General features: G+C 63.3%; 17 protein-coding genes. 3 read left to right on the top strand and 14 right to left on the bottom strand.

The genetic code is table 11. The features are described 5' to 3' along the window. From WOB96_RS05820 to WOB96_RS05805, 4 genes are all read right to left on the bottom strand, one after another. Entirely contained in the window at positions 1–2,226 is a 2,226-nt protein-coding gene (locus WOB96_RS05820; RefSeq protein ID WP_341370339.1) for a type IV secretion system DNA-binding domain-containing protein, read from the bottom strand. After that, a complete protein-coding gene (locus WOB96_RS05815) occupies positions 2,223–2,501 on the bottom strand; it encodes a hypothetical protein (RefSeq protein ID WP_341370338.1) in 279 nt (92 codons plus the stop codon). Before WOB96_RS05815 ends, WOB96_RS05820 begins: the two co-directional genes overlap by 4 nt. Further along, a complete protein-coding gene (locus tag WOB96_RS05810; protein WP_341370337.1) occupies positions 2,498–2,734 on the bottom strand; it encodes a hypothetical protein in 237 nt (78 codons plus the stop codon). Before WOB96_RS05810 ends, WOB96_RS05815 begins: the two co-directional genes overlap by 4 nt. Before the next feature lie 603 nt (positions 2,735–3,337). After that, positions 3,338–5,386, bottom strand: a complete 2,049-nt coding sequence (locus tag WOB96_RS05805; RefSeq protein WP_341370336.1) for a replication endonuclease — start codon at positions 5,384–5,386, stop codon at positions 3,338–3,340. 588 nt (positions 5,387–5,974) lie between these two features. On the opposite strand from WOB96_RS05805, the gene WOB96_RS05800 reads away from it, so the two are divergent. Next, a complete protein-coding gene (locus WOB96_RS05800; RefSeq protein ID WP_341370335.1) occupies positions 5,975–7,168 on the top strand; it encodes an Arm DNA-binding domain-containing protein in 1,194 nt (397 codons plus the stop codon). Beyond that, the gene (locus WOB96_RS05795) at positions 7,149–7,547 is read left to right on the top strand and encodes a hypothetical protein (RefSeq protein WP_341370334.1); all 399 of its coding nucleotides are present in this window, start codon (positions 7,149–7,151) and stop codon (positions 7,545–7,547) included. Before WOB96_RS05800 ends, WOB96_RS05795 begins: the two co-directional genes overlap by 20 nt. Positions 7,548–7,607: 60 nt before the next feature. Here WOB96_RS05795 and WOB96_RS05790 read toward each other — a convergent pair whose 3' ends face one another. The 5 genes from WOB96_RS05790 to WOB96_RS05770 are packed head-to-tail and all read right to left on the bottom strand — an operon-like array spanning position 7,608 to position 10,251. Beyond that, positions 7,608–8,084 carry a PaaI family thioesterase gene (locus WOB96_RS05790; protein WP_341370333.1) on the bottom strand — a complete coding sequence of 159 codons (477 nt, stop codon included), beginning with the start codon at positions 8,082–8,084 and terminating at the stop codon, positions 7,608–7,610. Further along, on the bottom strand, positions 8,084–8,617 hold the full coding sequence (locus tag WOB96_RS05785; protein WP_341370332.1) for a DinB family protein: 534 nt from the start codon (positions 8,615–8,617) through the stop codon (positions 8,084–8,086). The genes WOB96_RS05790 and WOB96_RS05785 overlap by 1 nt, the downstream gene beginning before the upstream one ends. Before the next feature lie 44 nt (positions 8,618–8,661). Continuing rightward, positions 8,662–9,258, bottom strand: a complete 597-nt coding sequence (locus tag WOB96_RS05780; RefSeq protein ID WP_341370331.1) for a LysE family translocator — start codon at positions 9,256–9,258, stop codon at positions 8,662–8,664. A 10-nt stretch (positions 9,259–9,268) separates the two neighbouring features. Then, the gene (locus WOB96_RS05775; RefSeq protein WP_341370330.1) at positions 9,269–9,874 is read right to left on the bottom strand and encodes a hypothetical protein; all 606 of its coding nucleotides are present in this window, start codon (positions 9,872–9,874) and stop codon (positions 9,269–9,271) included. A 14-nt stretch (positions 9,875–9,888) separates the two neighbouring features. After that, positions 9,889–10,251 (bottom strand): nuclear transport factor 2 family protein, encoded by a 363-nt coding sequence (locus tag WOB96_RS05770; RefSeq protein WP_341370329.1) that lies wholly within the window; start codon positions 10,249–10,251, stop codon positions 9,889–9,891. A 171-nt stretch (positions 10,252–10,422) separates the two neighbouring features. Between WOB96_RS05770 and WOB96_RS05765 the strand changes: the two genes are divergently transcribed. Continuing rightward, positions 10,423–11,829, top strand: coding sequence for an aminotransferase-like domain-containing protein (locus WOB96_RS05765; protein ID WP_341370328.1), 1,407 nt, complete (start codon positions 10,423–10,425; stop codon positions 11,827–11,829). Positions 11,830–11,845: 16 nt separating this feature from the next. Here WOB96_RS05765 and WOB96_RS05760 read toward each other — a convergent pair whose 3' ends face one another. From WOB96_RS05760 to WOB96_RS05740, 5 genes are all read right to left on the bottom strand, one after another. Beyond that, a complete protein-coding gene (locus WOB96_RS05760; protein ID WP_341370327.1) occupies positions 11,846–12,286 on the bottom strand; it encodes a LacI family transcriptional regulator in 441 nt (146 codons plus the stop codon). Continuing rightward, a complete protein-coding gene (locus WOB96_RS05755; RefSeq protein ID WP_341370326.1) occupies positions 12,283–13,713 on the bottom strand; it encodes a recombinase family protein in 1,431 nt (476 codons plus the stop codon). The genes WOB96_RS05760 and WOB96_RS05755 overlap by 4 nt, the downstream gene beginning before the upstream one ends. Further along, positions 13,710–14,207: a DUF2924 domain-containing protein gene (locus tag WOB96_RS05750; RefSeq protein WP_341370325.1), complete on the bottom strand. Its 498-nt coding sequence runs from the start codon at positions 14,205–14,207 to the stop codon at positions 13,710–13,712. Before WOB96_RS05750 ends, WOB96_RS05755 begins: the two co-directional genes overlap by 4 nt. After that, a complete protein-coding gene (locus WOB96_RS05745) occupies positions 14,204–14,422 on the bottom strand; it encodes a hypothetical protein (RefSeq protein ID WP_341370324.1) in 219 nt (72 codons plus the stop codon). The genes WOB96_RS05750 and WOB96_RS05745 overlap by 4 nt, the downstream gene beginning before the upstream one ends. A 139-nt stretch (positions 14,423–14,561) precedes the next feature. Further along, a complete protein-coding gene (locus WOB96_RS05740; RefSeq protein WP_341370323.1) occupies positions 14,562–15,524 on the bottom strand; it encodes a hypothetical protein in 963 nt (320 codons plus the stop codon). Between the last annotated feature and the right edge of the window lie 11 nt (positions 15,525–15,535).

Below are 15,535 nucleotides of genomic sequence, written 5' to 3'. Positions count from 1 at the left end.
CTAGCCCTCCTGCTCGTGGTCGTGGTCGTGGTCGTGATCTGAGGTGCGCCGCCGCTGCCAGCGCGGGCGCTGCGGGGTGGTGGGCGCCTGCTGCTCGACGACCACTGGCGCGCCGATGCCCGCCGGCGCGCCGCTGGTCTGGGTCTCGTCGACTGCATCCAGCACCCCATGCAGCAGCTCCAGCGCGTGGGCCGCGCCGCCCCCTGCGGTGTGCTCCACCATGATGGTCAGGACTGCGTCCTGCATGGGATCTGATGCCTCATCGGCCACCTCGTGGCCAGCCATCTGCTGGGCGCGGGTGCCGGCGCCGACCAGTGGGGTGATAGTGATGCGGTCCTGGCTGCTGGTGCTGGGTGCTTCGGGCGGGCTGGCCTGCTGGTCAGTGCTGGCCGACTCCGCTGCCTGCGAGGCGCCCGCGAAGTCCGGGGTCTCTCCTGTACCTGCCGGCACCTCGCCAGTCTCTCCCTCGATCTGCGCCATGGCGGCTTCCAGGGCGTGGGGCCAGTCGGGGGCAGTCCAGTCCGCAGGATGGTGGGCTGGGCGCTGGGTGGGCAGGGCTACGCGCGGCCAGTCCAGGATCGCCGCGCGCTGGCCGCCCATGTACAGGAGCGCCCTGCTGGCGGGCTTGCCCGCCACTGTCACCTGCCCCAGTTGCCCGAACTCATCCGGCCGCATGCAGGGGATGGTCTCCACTGTGTAGCTGGTGGTCCTCTGCCCTGCCGCGCCGATTCCCATGGGGCTCGATACAGAGGACGTGTACCTGCTGATTCGCTGGTCGCCCAGCAGATCACTGCACCACTGGGCCGATTCGCCGATGGTCCGTCCCATCACCATGGTGCCGATCACGCCACTCAGCGCGCTGGCCTGGTCCTGCCCATAGATATCTCTGATCCTCGATATGTCCTGCGCGGCCAGGATCAGTCTGACCCCTTTGCCTCGCGCCACCTCCAAAAGTGGCAAAAGTTGGTCGATCTTGCCTATTTGCAGGAATTCGTCGAGAAACATCCAGATGCGGTGATCCTCGGCGGGGAATCGCGGGCTGCCGACCATGCTCATCAGCGTGCGGAACACGCCTTGTAGGTAGGCGCGCTGCAGGCTTGGCATTTCCAGATTTCCTTGCAGGATAAGGGTTTTTGGGCCGCCATCCGGGTTCGTGATCCAGTCCACCAGGGACAGGCGCCGGTTTGCCGGGTGTCTGCCCCAGGCATCGGCCAGATCGAATACCGGCGCCAAATAGGTGGACAGGGTGATGCGCAGCCCAAGCACGGTTTTATTCGGTTCCTCCGCTGCCGCCTGACCTTCAGGATTGTACTTTTCGACCAGATTTTGCAGTTCTTTGAAACTTTTCGGTGTTTTCTCAGCCAAATCCGCCCAAGTCCAGTCTGTACCTCGTTCCCTCTGGAGCGAAACCAGCATTGCCACCAGGATTTGACGCGCACCGTTCGACCACATGGGGTCGCTCGATTCGCGGATCATGGCCTCTGCCATGGCGCGGGCCGCCTGCTTATTTCGGCAGTCCATGGCAATGTCCCAGGCCAGGGATCTGGCATCCCATGGGGCCAGCAGGGAGCCGTCCAGGCGTTCCGTCAAATCCCCTTTATAATCAAACACTAATGCACGGTCGCCCCTCGAAATCGCCTGCTGCATGATGGGGAGCAGGATCTGGGTCTTGCCGGCGCCGCTCTGGCCGAGGGCCAGCAGGTGCTGACGTTCCCTGGCCTGCGAAATGGGCAGATCAGGGTGCAGGCGCACCCCATCGGGCTGGCCCTCCTGCCTGATCTCGGTGGCGACGTCCTTGGCGCGGCGGGTGGTTTCGCGGCCCGCCTGTCTTACGATGGCGGGGGCTGGGCGACTCGCCAGCCAGCCCACCCAAGCACCTGCCGCGATGCCCAGCCCGGCAGAGACGCGGGCCAGCCATGTCCAGGGGGTGATCCATGACAGGCCCTGCTGCCTGGCGGCTTGCTCGATCACTGACCAGGGGTAGCCTTGCCCCACGGGTTGGGTGGGGATCAGGGGATAGTGGATGCCCGCCAGATCCGTAGCCCAGCCGCCGAGCATCCGCCATGCTGGCATGCCGGCCCAGTCTGGCAGTCCTGGCATGACATGCCAGCCTGCCCAGTAGACTGCGCCTGTGACTGCCACTGCGGTCAGGGCGCCCGCCAGGATGCCGTCGCCCACCATGGGTTGGGGGGTCTGGGTACCATGAGGTATGGGGGCGCTGCTCATGGGCGCGTCCTCCACCATGCCGCCCGCCGCGCCCGTGCCAGGCTGGCGGAAATGGAAATCTCATGGGCCATGCGGTCCAGGCGCATGGCCAAGCGCGCGCGGGGGGTTAGCTGCAGCCCGCCATGGGGGGCGGGCTCATAGGTATCCATCCAGCGCATGCCCCAGTGGTTGCGGGGCTCTCTCTCATCATGGATGGCCTGGGCCAGGTGCTGCGGGGTCCAGTCATCCCCGTGGCGTGCGCGCAGGCGCGCCACCATCTGGTCGACGTCGATCATGGCTGGCCTCCGTCGGGCTGGGTCAGTGAGTCGATCTCGCGAGTCACGTGCTGGCAGATGCGCGCCTCCATCTGGGCCAGTCTGTCGGCCTCGGACTCCTCGTCCATGGCGGTCTGGATCGCTGCCCGCAGCCAGTCGGCCATGGGCTGGCCGGCAGCCTCGGCGCGGTCCAGGATCGAGTCCCGGACTGTGATGGGGACACGCAGGGTGATGGTGGTAGTGGTCTGTGCCATGGTGGTGCTCCTTTGTTGTGGGTGCGGGATCATCATCCCGCGACCCTGTCAACCTCACCAGACCGCGCGCCAGCAAGTCCTTGTTTTTGCTGGGTTTTCGCTGGCGTGAAAGGGGGTGTAAACCCGCACACGGGCGGGGGTGGCGGGGATGTGTGCATGTGTGCGGATATGTGATCTGATGCGCGCCCAGTGGGGCAGCGGGGCTATGCCCCGCGCCATGTGCACGCGGACGCGCTCACACGTGCACGGATCATGGTAGGCGTCATCCTGTGCGGCAGCGGATCCCCTATGTGTGCACGTGATTTCTGCGCTGCCGGGGTGAATGGGCGGCGCCATGCCGCATGCGTGCACGTGGTCGCATCACACGTGCACGCCGCGCCGATGCTGGCTTTCGGGCACGGTGCCGGGGTGGACGCGTGCAGCCGATAGGTGCGTCGGGTGTGGGAGATTACAGCGCCGTCTGCCGTTTGGCGGCAGTCGTCGGGGGGAGCGGCAGTCGTCGGGGGGGAGCGGGAGTAGTCTGAGCGGCAGTAGTCGGGGGCAAAGCTTCCCCATCGCCGGCTCGTGGCCAGCGTCGGCAGGGTCAGAAACAGGGGGGGGGGGTTAATGCAGTGTTGGGGGCGATTCTCCTGGTCCCCAGTCCAATCGGGCATCGAGTTCGGCCATTTCGGTGGCCAGCCGGGCCCACCGCGCCTCCTCTGACTCTGGTTTTTTGAGTTTTTGGGTTTCGGGGGCGGCGCCAGCCGCACCCCTTGGACAACTAGCATTTATTATCTGATGCGTTTTCTGAAAACCCGCGCCGTTGCTAGTTTCCAGCCATGCGGTGTCCTGCAAATCTGCCTCAAAATCGCCGTCAAACGCCCCGGTTTCCTGCTCGTGCTCGCCCTCCCGGACTATCTCCCACCTGTCCTGCCTGGTCAGAGCCTGGGCGAATGGCTCGGCCACGATGGTCTTTCTCAGGCGCGGCTGGCCCTTGCGTGTGCCGCGCTGGTAGGTGAGCACCTCGCCGGCCCGATTGCAGCGCGGCACCCATTTTTCCACCAGCCTGACAGCCTCGACCCCGGCCACCCGCTGGGCCTGCTCGCCATATTCATTTTCATATTCCTCCATCAGCAGCCTCACCCGCCTGTTTTCCCCTTCGATTGGCGCGCAGGCCAGGCCGCCAGTCAACTTGATGTATTTTCCTGCATCATTTTTGCGGCAGGCAAACCAGAGTTGGCGTAGATAGAAATCAGTCGGCGCTTTGTCCAGCCGGCGCAACTCATCCCAGGCTGACCAGGCGCCGGTCGGCAGGCCCCACCAGTCGCTGCGGTGGAACCGCCCGATTTTCCTCCAGGGCTCGGCGGCATGCGCCGCCCGTGGGGCGTCGGCCTGTAAATCGTCGTCCTCCTCAAATTTCGATTCATATTTTTGGAGATAGGAAAACATGCTCCCCCGTTCCGGGTCGCCGACTGACCAGTCAACCTGGGCGCCCTCATTGTCGTGGCGCGGCTTCCTGCTTTTGCCAGCCGCTGCCCACTGCTCGTTTTCTATGATCACGTCCTTTTTTTCTTTTTTCGCACCGACGCGGACCCGCAATTTTTCGGGAAAATGGCGCAAGAAAACCGCCTGGGCGCGCAGGATCTGGTCTGGCCGATATGCCAGGCTGATATGCAGGTGGGGGGCGCCGTCGGCATGGGGTTCGGGCACTCTTTTGCCCGTCAGCCTGATGCCAACATTGGCAAGATCCCTGCGAACGTCCTGGATGCGCCGCATCAATTCCACGCGGCACTCGTCTATTGAGGCCCCATTCCATGTGTGGCGCGGGCTGTCCTTGGCAGGGCACGAGTGCCACTCGGGTTCCAGTGTGACAGTGACCATGGCATAGGACAGACCCGCCTCATTGATGATTTTTTCCACGGCAGCGGTCCAAGCGCCGTTTTTTGCCCGGCGCTGCCCGCTGGTTTTTTTTACGCTGGCAAGGGTGACTACCTTCCCGTCACTCGCCCTGCGCAGCATGGTTTTTTTGTCGCGCTGGCGCCGGCGCTCGACGCGCTTCACGTGCATATCTATGGCCCGGCTGCTGGCATATCCCTGGCCTCTTTGCCAGACCAGCCCCGCGCATCGCGCCGCCTGTTCCCATGCCTGGTCGGAAATCCTCTGCAGCGGGACGATCCACCGCACGAATTCCACAAATTTTAGTCGTGCGGCCTCGTCGCTCTGGTAGTTTGGCGCGTTTAGCCCATCTGGCGGGAAGAGTGGTAGAACCTCGGCCAGCAGGTCGGCGCCCGTGATGTTGGGGTTCTTTTTGATGGCGCGCTGCGCGGCGTCGACTATTGCTCGGGCAGTGCGCGCCGCGCTCAGATCCAGGCGCCACTGCTCGGGCCAATGCTTCATCCTGTCTGCCAGCCATGCCATGGCGACAGGCTCGCCCCATTTTTTGTCCCGCCGCGCGAGTTCTTGGGCCCCTGCTGATCCCAGCAGGGTGCCGACCAGGTGGGAGGTTTCCCTGTTTTGTTCCTCTGCTTCGGTGTTTTTTTGGATCCAGCAGGACACTGCCTGAATTGCCAGGTATTCTCCCCAGCCTGGCTGGGCGGCATCCCATGCCTCTTGCCATTTTTGTTCGGCAAGCCGGCGCTCCTTGATGGGCAGGCTGCCCAGCATGGCTGGCATGTCTGATTTATTTCGCGCTTGCCGTCCTGCCAGGGATGGACTATATGTGTGGCTGAGATCTGACATGGCTCTGTCATCTCCATACCCTGGGCGGTGGGGACCGCGCCGGGGCTTTTTTATGGGTTGGCGGGCCGGCTGGCCCTTTGTCGTCGACCCATATAGGTAGAGTTTTCGGATTCGGCAGGACCTCACGCAGGCCCTGCCGTTTTCGTATGTGGCTGATTTATCGGGGATTATTGCGGTGTAATAGTTTTTTTCAATCAACTCACCAGAGTCGATGAAAAACTTTCATGATGTAGATTTGCCCTGCTTTCTTCTCTCCCCTCCCTATCTTTTTCCAGTCGTGCCAGGATGTCGGTTGTGGTTTGATTTTTCGTCTGTAGATTGCCTCCCATAGACCAATCAGGACATGTGGAGGCGGTGCGGCATGATGGTGAGATGGGTGACAATCAAGAAATTCTGCGAGGAAACCGGGTATTCCGAAGACGCGGTCAGGGCCAAGATAAAGCGCGGGATCTGGTTGCGGGATAGGGTCTGGAAAAAAGCCCCAGATGGGCGAGTCCTAATAGATAGGGAGGGGTATGAGCGATGGGTGGAATCAGTAGCGGCGGGGTTCGATACCCCAAGGACAGTCAATCATCGGTCGAGATAGATTTTTATTATCGCGGGGTTCGGTGCCGCGAGCGGCTGAAAATGCCGCAGACCAAGGCGAATCTGGCCCACTGCCTACGCATGCTGGCGGCCATCGAGCACGAAATCGCGCTGGGGACGTTCAGCTACGCGAAATGGTTCCCGACCAGCAAGCGCGCCCGGATCTTCGGTGGGGTGGCCGCTGCTGCGGCCAGCAAAACGGTCGGGGATCTATTGGATGAATTTCTGGCGTCTTCTCAGCGCACCTGCGCGGCCAGTACCCATCGGGATTATCGGAGTGCTGTCGAGTATCACCTGCGCCCCGCCTTCGGCGCCCAATTGGCAAGAGATCTGACGTCCGGAGAAATCAAGGCATGGATCGGCGGGCTGGTCTGCGGTAACAAGCGGACCAACAACATTCTGGTTCCTCTGCGCGGTGCGCTCGCGAACGCGCATCAGGATGGATTAATAGACAAAAACCCCTGCGCCCTAATCAAGAATCTCCGCGCAGATCAGGAGGATCCAGACCCTTTCCGACCCGATGAACAGGCAGCTATTTTGGCGCACCTCCCAGATCAAGCTCGTCACCTTATCCAGTTTGCATTTTGGAGCGGCCTGCGGACCTCGGAGCTGATCGCGTTGGAGTGGCAGGACGTGGATTTCCGGCGCGGCGTGGTGCTGGTTCGCCGCGCGTCGGTCAGAAAAGTCGAGAAGGCCACGAAAACCCGCGCCGGTCGGCGCGAGGTGCGCATCCTGCCCCCAGCCCGCGAAGCCCTGGAAGCCCAGAAGCCGCATACCCTCCTGCTGGCGGGGAAGGTGTTTTTTAATCCGCGCACCAATCTACCATGGGAGACTGATGCCCAGATCAGAAAAACCGCATGGCAGCATGCGCTGCGCAAAGCTGGCGTGAGGTATCGCTATCCCTACCAGACGCGCCACACGTATGCATCGATGATGTTGAGCGCCGGGGAAAATCCTATGTGGGTTGCCGCTCAAATGGGGCATGCTGATTGGGGCATGATAAGGAAAAGGTATGGGCGCTGGCTGCCAGACGCGAACCCCGAGGCGGGGCTGCTGGCCGCCCGGATGTTTGCTGCGCCACGGTCAGGATTTGGTCAGGATTTTTCTGCCGATGAAGGAAAAGCTGTTTGATAACAACTGCTTGCGCCTGCTTGGACCAGGGTTCGATTCCCGCCGCCTCCACCAATATATAAAGGTCAACCGTTCTCGGTTGGCCTTTTTTCTTGCGCGCTCGCGCGTGTTCGCGGGGACTCCTGCGGATTCCTGCGGACTTCCTTCCCCGGCCGTCTCGCCCACCTCGGGCAACATTCTGCTCTCTCCGCGCCGTTATTCTCTCCGGCATCGCTCCCCGGCGAAGGGCCGAAGTCCGCAAGGGCCGTCCGTGGCATCATTAAATATCAATAAGTTACGTGCTGACCGTTCAAGCGGTTGGATGTCGGCATCGCTTAACCAAACTGACTTTTGCTTCATTGGCTCTCACACGGCCACCCTAAAGAAGATCGTCGAATGACAGACGAGTCAGAGTAGTCGTACCGTGGGCCGCCGAAGGGAACGTTTCCGATGCGCTTCGTCACCTTCCGTCCGCTGCCGGGCCACGCAGCGTCATGACCGTGCCTGCCGCCAGAGCGACCTGTTTGCCGTCTTCGCGAATGATTTCGCATTGGTAGTGTGAAATGGTGCGTCCAAGTCTGACAGGACTGGCCTTCGCCATGAGAGTGGATCTCCAGACAGGGCGGAAGAAGTTGATGCGAAGGTCGATGCTTGTGAAACTCTCATCCCCTTCGACAACGGTCGAATGAGCTGTGCCGATGGCCGCATCGGCCAACTCACTCAGCAGCCCGCCATGGACCGTGCCTTGCTGGTTGCCGTGGATCTCTGCGTCAGCATCCATTTCCAGACAGGCATGTGCCTTGTCAATGCTGACCACCCTGAATCCAAGCAGTCGCGAAATGGCAGTCGGGTAGTTCATGCGACAGACCGCATCCGGAGGAAGAGTACCGTCGATCTGCCGCTGCAAGTATTCCAAAACAGTCAGTTCAGCGGTCATCATGCCTCCGCCGGAGGCTGAGTACTGAAGTACGCTGTCCCCGCGCCTGGCATGTAGATCATGTCCGTCTCGCCGAAGTCGTAGCCGAGCTGCGAGATCAGCGTCGTGATCTGGCCACGGTGGTGGGTCTGGTGATGGAACAGATGGGTCAGGATCAGACCGAGGGGGAGCGTCACCGATTCCTTCTTCACGAACGAGGTGTAGGTCAGCGGCTCGGCGAGGTGTGCCGGTTGTAGCCCAGCGATGAATCCCGCAATCACGGCATCGGTGTCCTCGCGTTCGCGTTTGAGCGTGTCGAAGTCTGCGTACAACTCCTGATCGAGCGACAGGATCGGAAAGGGTTTACCCGTGATGCGACCAAGCCAGAGCCGATCCACGAGCAGGAGATGATTGAGCGTGCCGTGGATGGAATGAAAAAAGGCGCCGAGATCGCGTTTGCGCGCCTCGTCCGGTATGCCGGCGCAGACCGCGTAGAGCTTTTCGTTCATCCAGCGGTTGTGGTCGGCCATCAGGCTCAGCATGGGCTCGTACATCGGGAACGCCTCTCTTTGGTTTGGGAACGCCTACCTACTCCCCCTCATAACCAGAACAGCACCACAGTGGCCGCGGCGAGCAGTGCCATGACGCGATTGATTCGCCGCAGGGTGACGGGGTTGTGAATCCAGGTTCGTATCAGGCTGCCGCCGGCCGCCCACAGGGTGATGCAAGGGACGGCCACGGCGATGAACAACAGTCCGGCTATGACGACGCGTTGTACATACTGATCGCCGGCAGGTACAAAGGCGGCGATCACGGTCGTGGCCATCACCCAGACTTTGGGGTTCACGATCTGGAACACGGCCGCATCAAAGAACCGGATCGGCCGCTGCGCGTCGACGGCCGACAACGCGCCTGCGTTCCAGAGTTGGTGCGCGAGCCAGAGCATGTAGCCACTGCCCGCGAGTTTCAAAACCGTCTGGGCAGCGGGGACAGTAACGAACAGCGCCCCCAGTCCGGCGCCCACCAGACAGATCATCAGCCAGGTGCCCGCCAGCACACCGGCCAGATGCCAGCCGGTGCGACGCACTCCGAAAGCGAGCCCCGAAGCCAACAACAAGACGTTGTTCGGCCCCGGCGTGATGGTCATCACGAAGGCATAGGCGGCCAGCGACAACAGCATGTCCAGCGACAACATGAACGCCTCCTCAACGATCCGAGCTGATCGCGACAACCTGCGGCCTGCGCCACGCCATGACCGCGATGAGCGCGAGACAGGCCGCCGCCATCGCGGCCGGGAACAGCACGGTGGTGGCCGTAAGGCGGTCCAGCGCGGCAATGACCAGGGCATTGCGCAGCACCAGCAGCACCAGAAAGCTCATCGACTCCGAATACGGCTGCGACCAGGTCTTGCGGAAGGTCGGCCCGAAGCCCAGCAGTTCGATCACCGTGATCAGCCAGACCGCCCAGAGCGGATCGTCCGCCCAGTGCCACAGCGGCATGGCGGCGAGCGCGGCGATGAAAAACAGCCGGTCGGTCAGCGTGACGCTCACATCCGCACGCTTGATGTAGGCCAGCACGGCAATGAACAGCGTCACGCCGGCGGAAAAACCGATCACCCCGGCGCCGTGACCGCCACCGGCGTGCAGCGTGGCGAGAAAGGCCACGCTGGTATTCAGGCCCCAGATCACCCAGGAGAAGACATGCGGCCGCGTCCGGCCGCGAAAGATCGACAGGATGTACGGCAGGAAGGCGATGCAGGTGAGGATCACCGCGACCGCACTCAGCCAGGATTGGTACGTGCCCGCCTCCATAGCCGATCGCCGGCTCAGCCCGCGTACAGCGCCTGGCCGCGCCGCACTTGTCCGTTGGCATCGAACTCGAAGACCTCCGCCGACAGACCGCGATGCCCGCGGTACAGGATGAGCAGGCCATCGACGCCGGCCAGCACATCGACGAGTTCGAAGCGTAAATCCGGCAGACGCGCGAGCGCGGCGCTCCAATAGGCGCGCACGGCGGCCTTGCCCCTCAGCCTGCCGGACGCCTCGCCAGTGACGCGGACGATGTTGGGCGAGGAAAACTCGAAGTCTTCGCAGAAATGCGCCAGCACTGCGTCGAGGTCATGGGCGTTCCAGGCGTCGATCCAGCTTCTGGCGAAGCCGTGAGGATCGTGTGTCGGGTCTGTTGGCATGAGGGGCTCCTGTCAGTATCTGGAAAAGCCGCCGTTCGGGTTTGCAATCGACTTTACTGAGGACACAGCATCAGATACAGATACAGAAAATAATTATTGACGCAGTACAGATGTTGTTGTCGAATCTTTGTGCTGACGATCACTCCGTTTGCTGTACCGGCGTAAGCCCCTATGCCCACGCTCTATCGAGACATTGCCGAAGAACTCGCCAGGCAGATCGCCACCGGCGTACACCGCCCTGGCGATCGCCTGCCGGGCGTGCGCAGCCATGCACAGCAGCGCGGTGTCAGTGTGGCGACCGTCGTCGCCGCCTATCGGAAGCTGGAGGACGCGGGTTACATCGAGGCGCGCTCGCGCTCGGGGTTCTACGTGCGTGCGCGCCAGACCATCCAGACCATCGAGAGCACGGCTGCGCCGGTCGCCGCGCCGCCGCGCCCGGTGACCGGCCAGGCGATGGCGATGGCGCTCATCAAGGCCGCCAACGATCCCGGCATCGTGCAACTCGGTGCGGCCGTGCCCGATCCGTCCTATCTGCCGACCAACGCCGTGGCCCGTGCACTCGCCGGTATCGCACGTACCGAGCGCAGCCGCGCCGCGGCCTACATGATGCCGCCCGGCGCACCCGAGTTGCGCCGCCAGATAGCCCGGCGCATGAGCCAGACAGGCGGCAGCATCCCGGCCGACGAGGTGATCATCACCACCGGCTGCCAGGAGGCCCTGAGCCTCGCCTTGCGCGCGGTGACGGTGCGGGGTGACGTCGTGGCGGTCGAATCACCGGCGTTCTACGGTCTGCTGCACGTCATGGAATCGCTCGGGCTGGAAGCACTTGAAATCCCCGCGCATCCGCGCGAAGGCCTTGCCCTCGACGCCCTGGCCTTGGCCCTGGATCGCTGGAAGGTCGCGGCCTGCGTGGTTTCGCCGAACTTCAGCAACCCGCTCGGCTACTGCATGTCGGATGACAGGAAGCGCGCCCTGGTCGAACGGCTCGCGCAACACGGCATTCCCCTGATCGAGGACGATGTCTACGGCGACCTGGGCTTCGGCAACCGCCGGCCCTCCACCTGCAAGGGGCTCATGCCGCAGGCGGATATCCTCTATTGCAGCTCGTTTTCCAAGACCCTGTCTCCGGGGCTGCGCATCGGCTGGGTGGCCGCGGGAGGCCGCCATCGCGAGCGCATCGAGTACCTGAAATACGTCACCAGCATCGCCAGCCCGACCGTGCCGCAGCTCGCCGTGGCCGAACTGTTGGAGAGCGGCCGTTACGAGCGTTACCTGCGCGAGGTGCGCGGCCGCTACGCGAGCGCCGTGGCGCGCATGAGCGATGCCGTCATGAACTACTTTCCCGAAGGCACGCGCATCTCGCAACCGGCGGGCGGCTTCGTGCTCTGGGTGGAGCTGCCGCAGGACGTGGACGGCTTCGATCTGGCGCGGCGCGCTCTGAGCCAGGGCGTGAGCATCGCGCCGGGCACACTCTTCTCCGCCAGCGGGAAATTCAGGAACTTCATCCGCCTGTCCTGTGCGCGCGTCTGGGATGCGCGACTGGAAAGGGCCTTGGTCCAGCTGGCGAAGCTGATCTGACCACTTGTCGGCTTTGTTACGCCGCCACAAGTTGCAACCGGGCTCTCTGCTCCTCCCACAACAACGGCGTCCCCGACGCCAGATCGAACAGCGTCACCTCCGGTGGCAGGGTCTCGTCGAGGATGGCGGCGACGATGTCCGGCGCCAGGGTGGTGAGGTTCACCATCCGGCTCACATAGGCCCGATCCATCCCCTCGCACTCGGCCACTTCGGACAGCGTGCGCGCCTCGCCGGACTCCACCATCGCCAGCCAGCGGTGGCCGCGGGCGAGTGCGAGCTGGATCGGCGTCGGCGTGTCATCCCACGGGCGTGGTTGCACGGCACCACCGTCCGGCAGCATCACGGCCTTGCGGCTGCCGCGGCGCTTGATCCGGATCGGCACGGTGACGGTAAGGCTGCCGTCGCTGGCGGTGATCACCTCGGCCTGACCGGTCTTGTCGATCAAGATCTCGTTCATGCCACGGCCTCCACAAGGGTTTCCGGGGCGGGTTCACGGCGCACATCCTGTGCGCCGCCCTGCGGGCAGCCTTCGGCTGTGCAAATCGGCAATCCTGCCGATTTGTCGGGGCGCAGCTCCAAGGCGAGCACCTCGATGCCGTTGGGCCGGAACCGCACCTCGATGTCGTTCGACGAGACGATCACCTTATCGATGAGGAGCCGCACGATGCGCTGCTGCTCGGCCGGGAAGAGCTGATCCCAGATCGCATCCAGCCGGGTCATGGCCACCGTGACCTGGGCCTCGTCCAGGGAGGGATCGAGCCGGGCGGCACGCTCGGCCACCCCGGCGACCATGTCCGGTGCGCGCAGCACCCGGCGCATCTGCTCCAGCACGGCGGCCTCCAGCTCACCGGCCGGCAGGCGCGGCAGCCCGGAGGCGCCGGCATGCTCCTTGTTCTCCCGCGTCGGCAGGTAGTAGCGGTAGATGCGGCCGTTCTTCTTGCGTGTGGACCAGGGCGTGAGCGCCCGGCCATCGATCCCCACGACGATCCCCTTGAGCAGGAACGGCACCCGGGCGCGGGTGTTGTTGCCTCGCACACGCGAGTTTTGCGCGAGGATCGCCTGGACAGCATCCCACAGCTTGCGCTCGACGATCGGCAGATGCTCGCCCGGATACCACTGATCGCGGTGGCGGATCTCGCCCAGATAGACCCGGTTGTTGAGGATCTTGTAGACGAGACTCTTGTCGATGGGCTTGCCTTCACGGACCCGCCCGTCCTGCGTGGTCCAGTCCTTGGAGGTCACGCCGTCGAGGCGCAGTTCCTTCACGAGCATGGTCGAGGACCCGAGTTCGACGAAGCGCTGGAAGATGTGGCGCACGACCTTGGCCTCGCGCTCGTTGGGCACCAACCTCCGGTTCTCGACGTCGTAGCCAAGCGGCGGCACGCCGCCCATCCACATGCCCTTGCGCTTGCTCGCGGCGATCTTGTCGCGGATGCGCTCTCCCGTCACCTCGCGCTCAAACTGGGCGAAGGAGAGCAGGATGTTGAGCATCAACCGCCCCATCGAGGTGGTGGTGTTGAACTGCTGGGTGACCGAGACGAAGGAGACCCCGTGGCGCTCGAAGACGTCGATCATCCGCGAGAAGTCGGTGAGGGAGCGCGTGAGGCGGTCGATCTTGTAGACCACCACGATGTCGATCCTGCCGGCCTCAATGTCGACGAGCAGGCGCTTGAGCGCTGGCCGGTCCATGTTGCCGCCTGAGTAAGCCGGATCGTCGTAGTCGTCGGCCACCGGAATCCAGCCTTCGGCGCGCTGGCTGGCAATGTAGGCGTGGCCGGCGTCGCGCTGGGCGTCGATGGAGTTGTACTCCTGGTCGAGCCCCTCGTCGGTGGACTTCCGAGTGTAGACGGCGCAGCGCAGGCGGCGCTTCAGGGCTTCGCTCATCGCCGGCCTCCCTGCTTCTTCGGATTCTTCGCCTTGGCCGGCGCCTTCACACCGAAGAAGAGCGGCCCGGACCAACGGGTGCCGGTGATCTCGCGGGCGATCATGGACAGGCTCGGGTAGCGCCTGCCCTCGAACTCGTACTGCCCGTCCTGGGCGACCGTCACCCGGTGCTCGACCCCCTGGTACTCGCGGGTGAGCACGGTGCCGGGCATCAGCCGAATGTCGCGGTCGAGCTTGCGCGCCTTGCCGGTCTCCATCAAAGACTTGATGCGCCGCTTGTTGCGCTCCAGCAGATTGGGATCGACCTTGCGGAACTCGATCTCCTGCAGCTTGTAGGCGATCCGCCGCTCCATGAACTGGCGATTGGGCGTCGGGTTGTCGCTGCCGAAGAGTTCTCGCCAAAGCGCCCTCATTTCCTCTATCGAGAGATCCGGGAGCCCGGCGATCCGGGCGGCGACGCTCGGCGGGGTGGGTGGGACGGTGCTTGCCTTCATGGAGCCTCCTCCGAAGTGTTGTTGACGGGGTGGCTATGAGGCTGCTTCCGGCCGGAGAAGCCAAGCTCAAACTCGCTCTCTGCGGGGCCGCCTGCGGACTGCGCGACCGCGGCGTCGCGCAGTCGGACGAGGCCGTGCGCCAGCAAGGACGCGACCTCGCGCCGGCGCTGCTCGGGCGTCATCCGCTCGGGTGGTAGGTGGTTGATCGTGCACATCGGTATCGGTCCTGAACGTCCAACTCGCTTGATGACGAGATTGTCCGGTCAGGCCTCTACCTGCGCCATGAGGGAATTTCGAACGGCTGCGAATCAGCGGGGAGTAATGAGGAAACGACCCGGGCCGGGAGGGACGTCGTCACCCGTGCTTCTGCATTTTCACGAATAGGTCGCCGATGTTGGCACCGTCGAACGCTAACTCGAACCGTCCGTCGATCAACTCCGCTCGCCCGTAGGCATACCATCGAACACTTGCAGCTTCTGCTACCGCGCGCTCGAGTTGACGAAGCAATGCCCTCCGCGCGCCGCGTAGATGCCCTTCGTCTACGTCATGCAATGAAACGATGATGACGAATGGTCGTGTGGAGTTGTCGTCATCGATCTTTCCCGGCCGTTCGGACATGATTACGTAGCCGTCGTCGTTTGCCGTCACCTTGGCGTGCTTACCGTGAAAGACGCGTGGGTACTTCGGGACCGGAAACCAAAGGTCATGGAGCGCGCCTCGATAGGTCGTCGAGTAACCGCGCAAGTCGATCGGCGCTTGCAGCACCTCGCGAATCCAGCTCTGGCGCTCAGTGTCGGGCCAGCCGTGCTCTTTCTGCTTCTCGTAAGCATCCGCCAGGACCGCAAGGTGCGCTTCGGCCAGCGACTGAACAAGCGACACACGAAACCGCGCCACGCCGTAGCGGCGTCCTGCAGCCTCCCGGCGACGACGGATCTCGTCTGGAGTGGGAGCGCGGGCAGGCGCGCCGCCTGCGGGCCTCGGGGGTCGATCGACGTACTCGGCGAATTCCGTCGGCAACGAGAACTGGCGCTTCTCGATGTGTGCCTGAACGGGCTTTTTCCCGGTCGGGTGTTGGTAGTTAGATGAATTTCCGTCGCAACCCGAATAGTGCTTTGCACCGCCGCGACGGGTTCGAAAATGCGGACTCTTGCCGATCTCTTGATCTGCCGGCGCATAAACCAGCACTGGATCGAGCAACACTCCGCAGAACGGACAAAAGAACTCTGTGTAGAGCGTCTCATCACGGAGATACAAATCGCGAAAGTAGAGCGCGGAGTGGAAATCTCCGAATGGTTCCAGCGCGGCGACCTCAGACATTTCGCTACCCC

Origin of the sequence: Thermithiobacillus plumbiphilus, assembly GCF_038070005.1 — a bacterium.
GTDB lineage: Bacteria > Pseudomonadota > Gammaproteobacteria > Acidithiobacillales > Thermithiobacillaceae > JBBPCO01.
The sequence above is the reverse complement of the archived record's forward strand: the minus strand, read 5'-3'. Positions and strand labels throughout refer to the sequence as shown.

Coding starts and splice junctions, on each gene's coding strand:
- WOB96_RS05820 (WP_341370339.1), bottom strand. CDS start 2,226: ATGAGCAGCGCCCCCATACCTCATGGTACCCAGACCCCCCAACCCATG.
- WOB96_RS05815 (WP_341370338.1), bottom strand. CDS start 2,501: ATGATCGACGTCGACCAGATGGTGGCGCGCCTGCGCGCACGCCACGGG.
- WOB96_RS05810 (WP_341370337.1), bottom strand. CDS start 2,734: ATGGCACAGACCACTACCACCATCACCCTGCGTGTCCCCATCACAGTC.
- WOB96_RS05805 (WP_341370336.1), bottom strand. CDS start 5,386: ATGCCAGCCATGCTGGGCAGCCTGCCCATCAAGGAGCGCCGGCTTGCC.
- WOB96_RS05800 (WP_341370335.1), top strand. CDS start 5,975: ATGGGTGGAATCAGTAGCGGCGGGGTTCGATACCCCAAGGACAGTCAA.
- WOB96_RS05795 (WP_341370334.1), top strand. CDS start 7,149: ATGAAGGAAAAGCTGTTTGATAACAACTGCTTGCGCCTGCTTGGACCA.
- WOB96_RS05790 (WP_341370333.1), bottom strand. CDS start 8,084: ATGACCGCTGAACTGACTGTTTTGGAATACTTGCAGCGGCAGATCGAC.
- WOB96_RS05785 (WP_341370332.1), bottom strand. CDS start 8,617: ATGTACGAGCCCATGCTGAGCCTGATGGCCGACCACAACCGCTGGATG.
- WOB96_RS05780 (WP_341370331.1), bottom strand. CDS start 9,258: ATGTTGTCGCTGGACATGCTGTTGTCGCTGGCCGCCTATGCCTTCGTG.
- WOB96_RS05775 (WP_341370330.1), bottom strand. CDS start 9,874: ATGGAGGCGGGCACGTACCAATCCTGGCTGAGTGCGGTCGCGGTGATC.
- WOB96_RS05770 (WP_341370329.1), bottom strand. CDS start 10,251: ATGCCAACAGACCCGACACACGATCCTCACGGCTTCGCCAGAAGCTGG.
- WOB96_RS05765 (WP_341370328.1), top strand. CDS start 10,423: ATGCCCACGCTCTATCGAGACATTGCCGAAGAACTCGCCAGGCAGATC.
- WOB96_RS05760 (WP_341370327.1), bottom strand. CDS start 12,286: ATGAACGAGATCTTGATCGACAAGACCGGTCAGGCCGAGGTGATCACC.
- WOB96_RS05755 (WP_341370326.1), bottom strand. CDS start 13,713: ATGAGCGAAGCCCTGAAGCGCCGCCTGCGCTGCGCCGTCTACACTCGG.
- WOB96_RS05750 (WP_341370325.1), bottom strand. CDS start 14,207: ATGAAGGCAAGCACCGTCCCACCCACCCCGCCGAGCGTCGCCGCCCGG.
- WOB96_RS05745 (WP_341370324.1), bottom strand. CDS start 14,422: ATGTGCACGATCAACCACCTACCACCCGAGCGGATGACGCCCGAGCAG.
- WOB96_RS05740 (WP_341370323.1), bottom strand. CDS start 15,524: ATGTCTGAGGTCGCCGCGCTGGAACCATTCGGAGATTTCCACTCCGCG.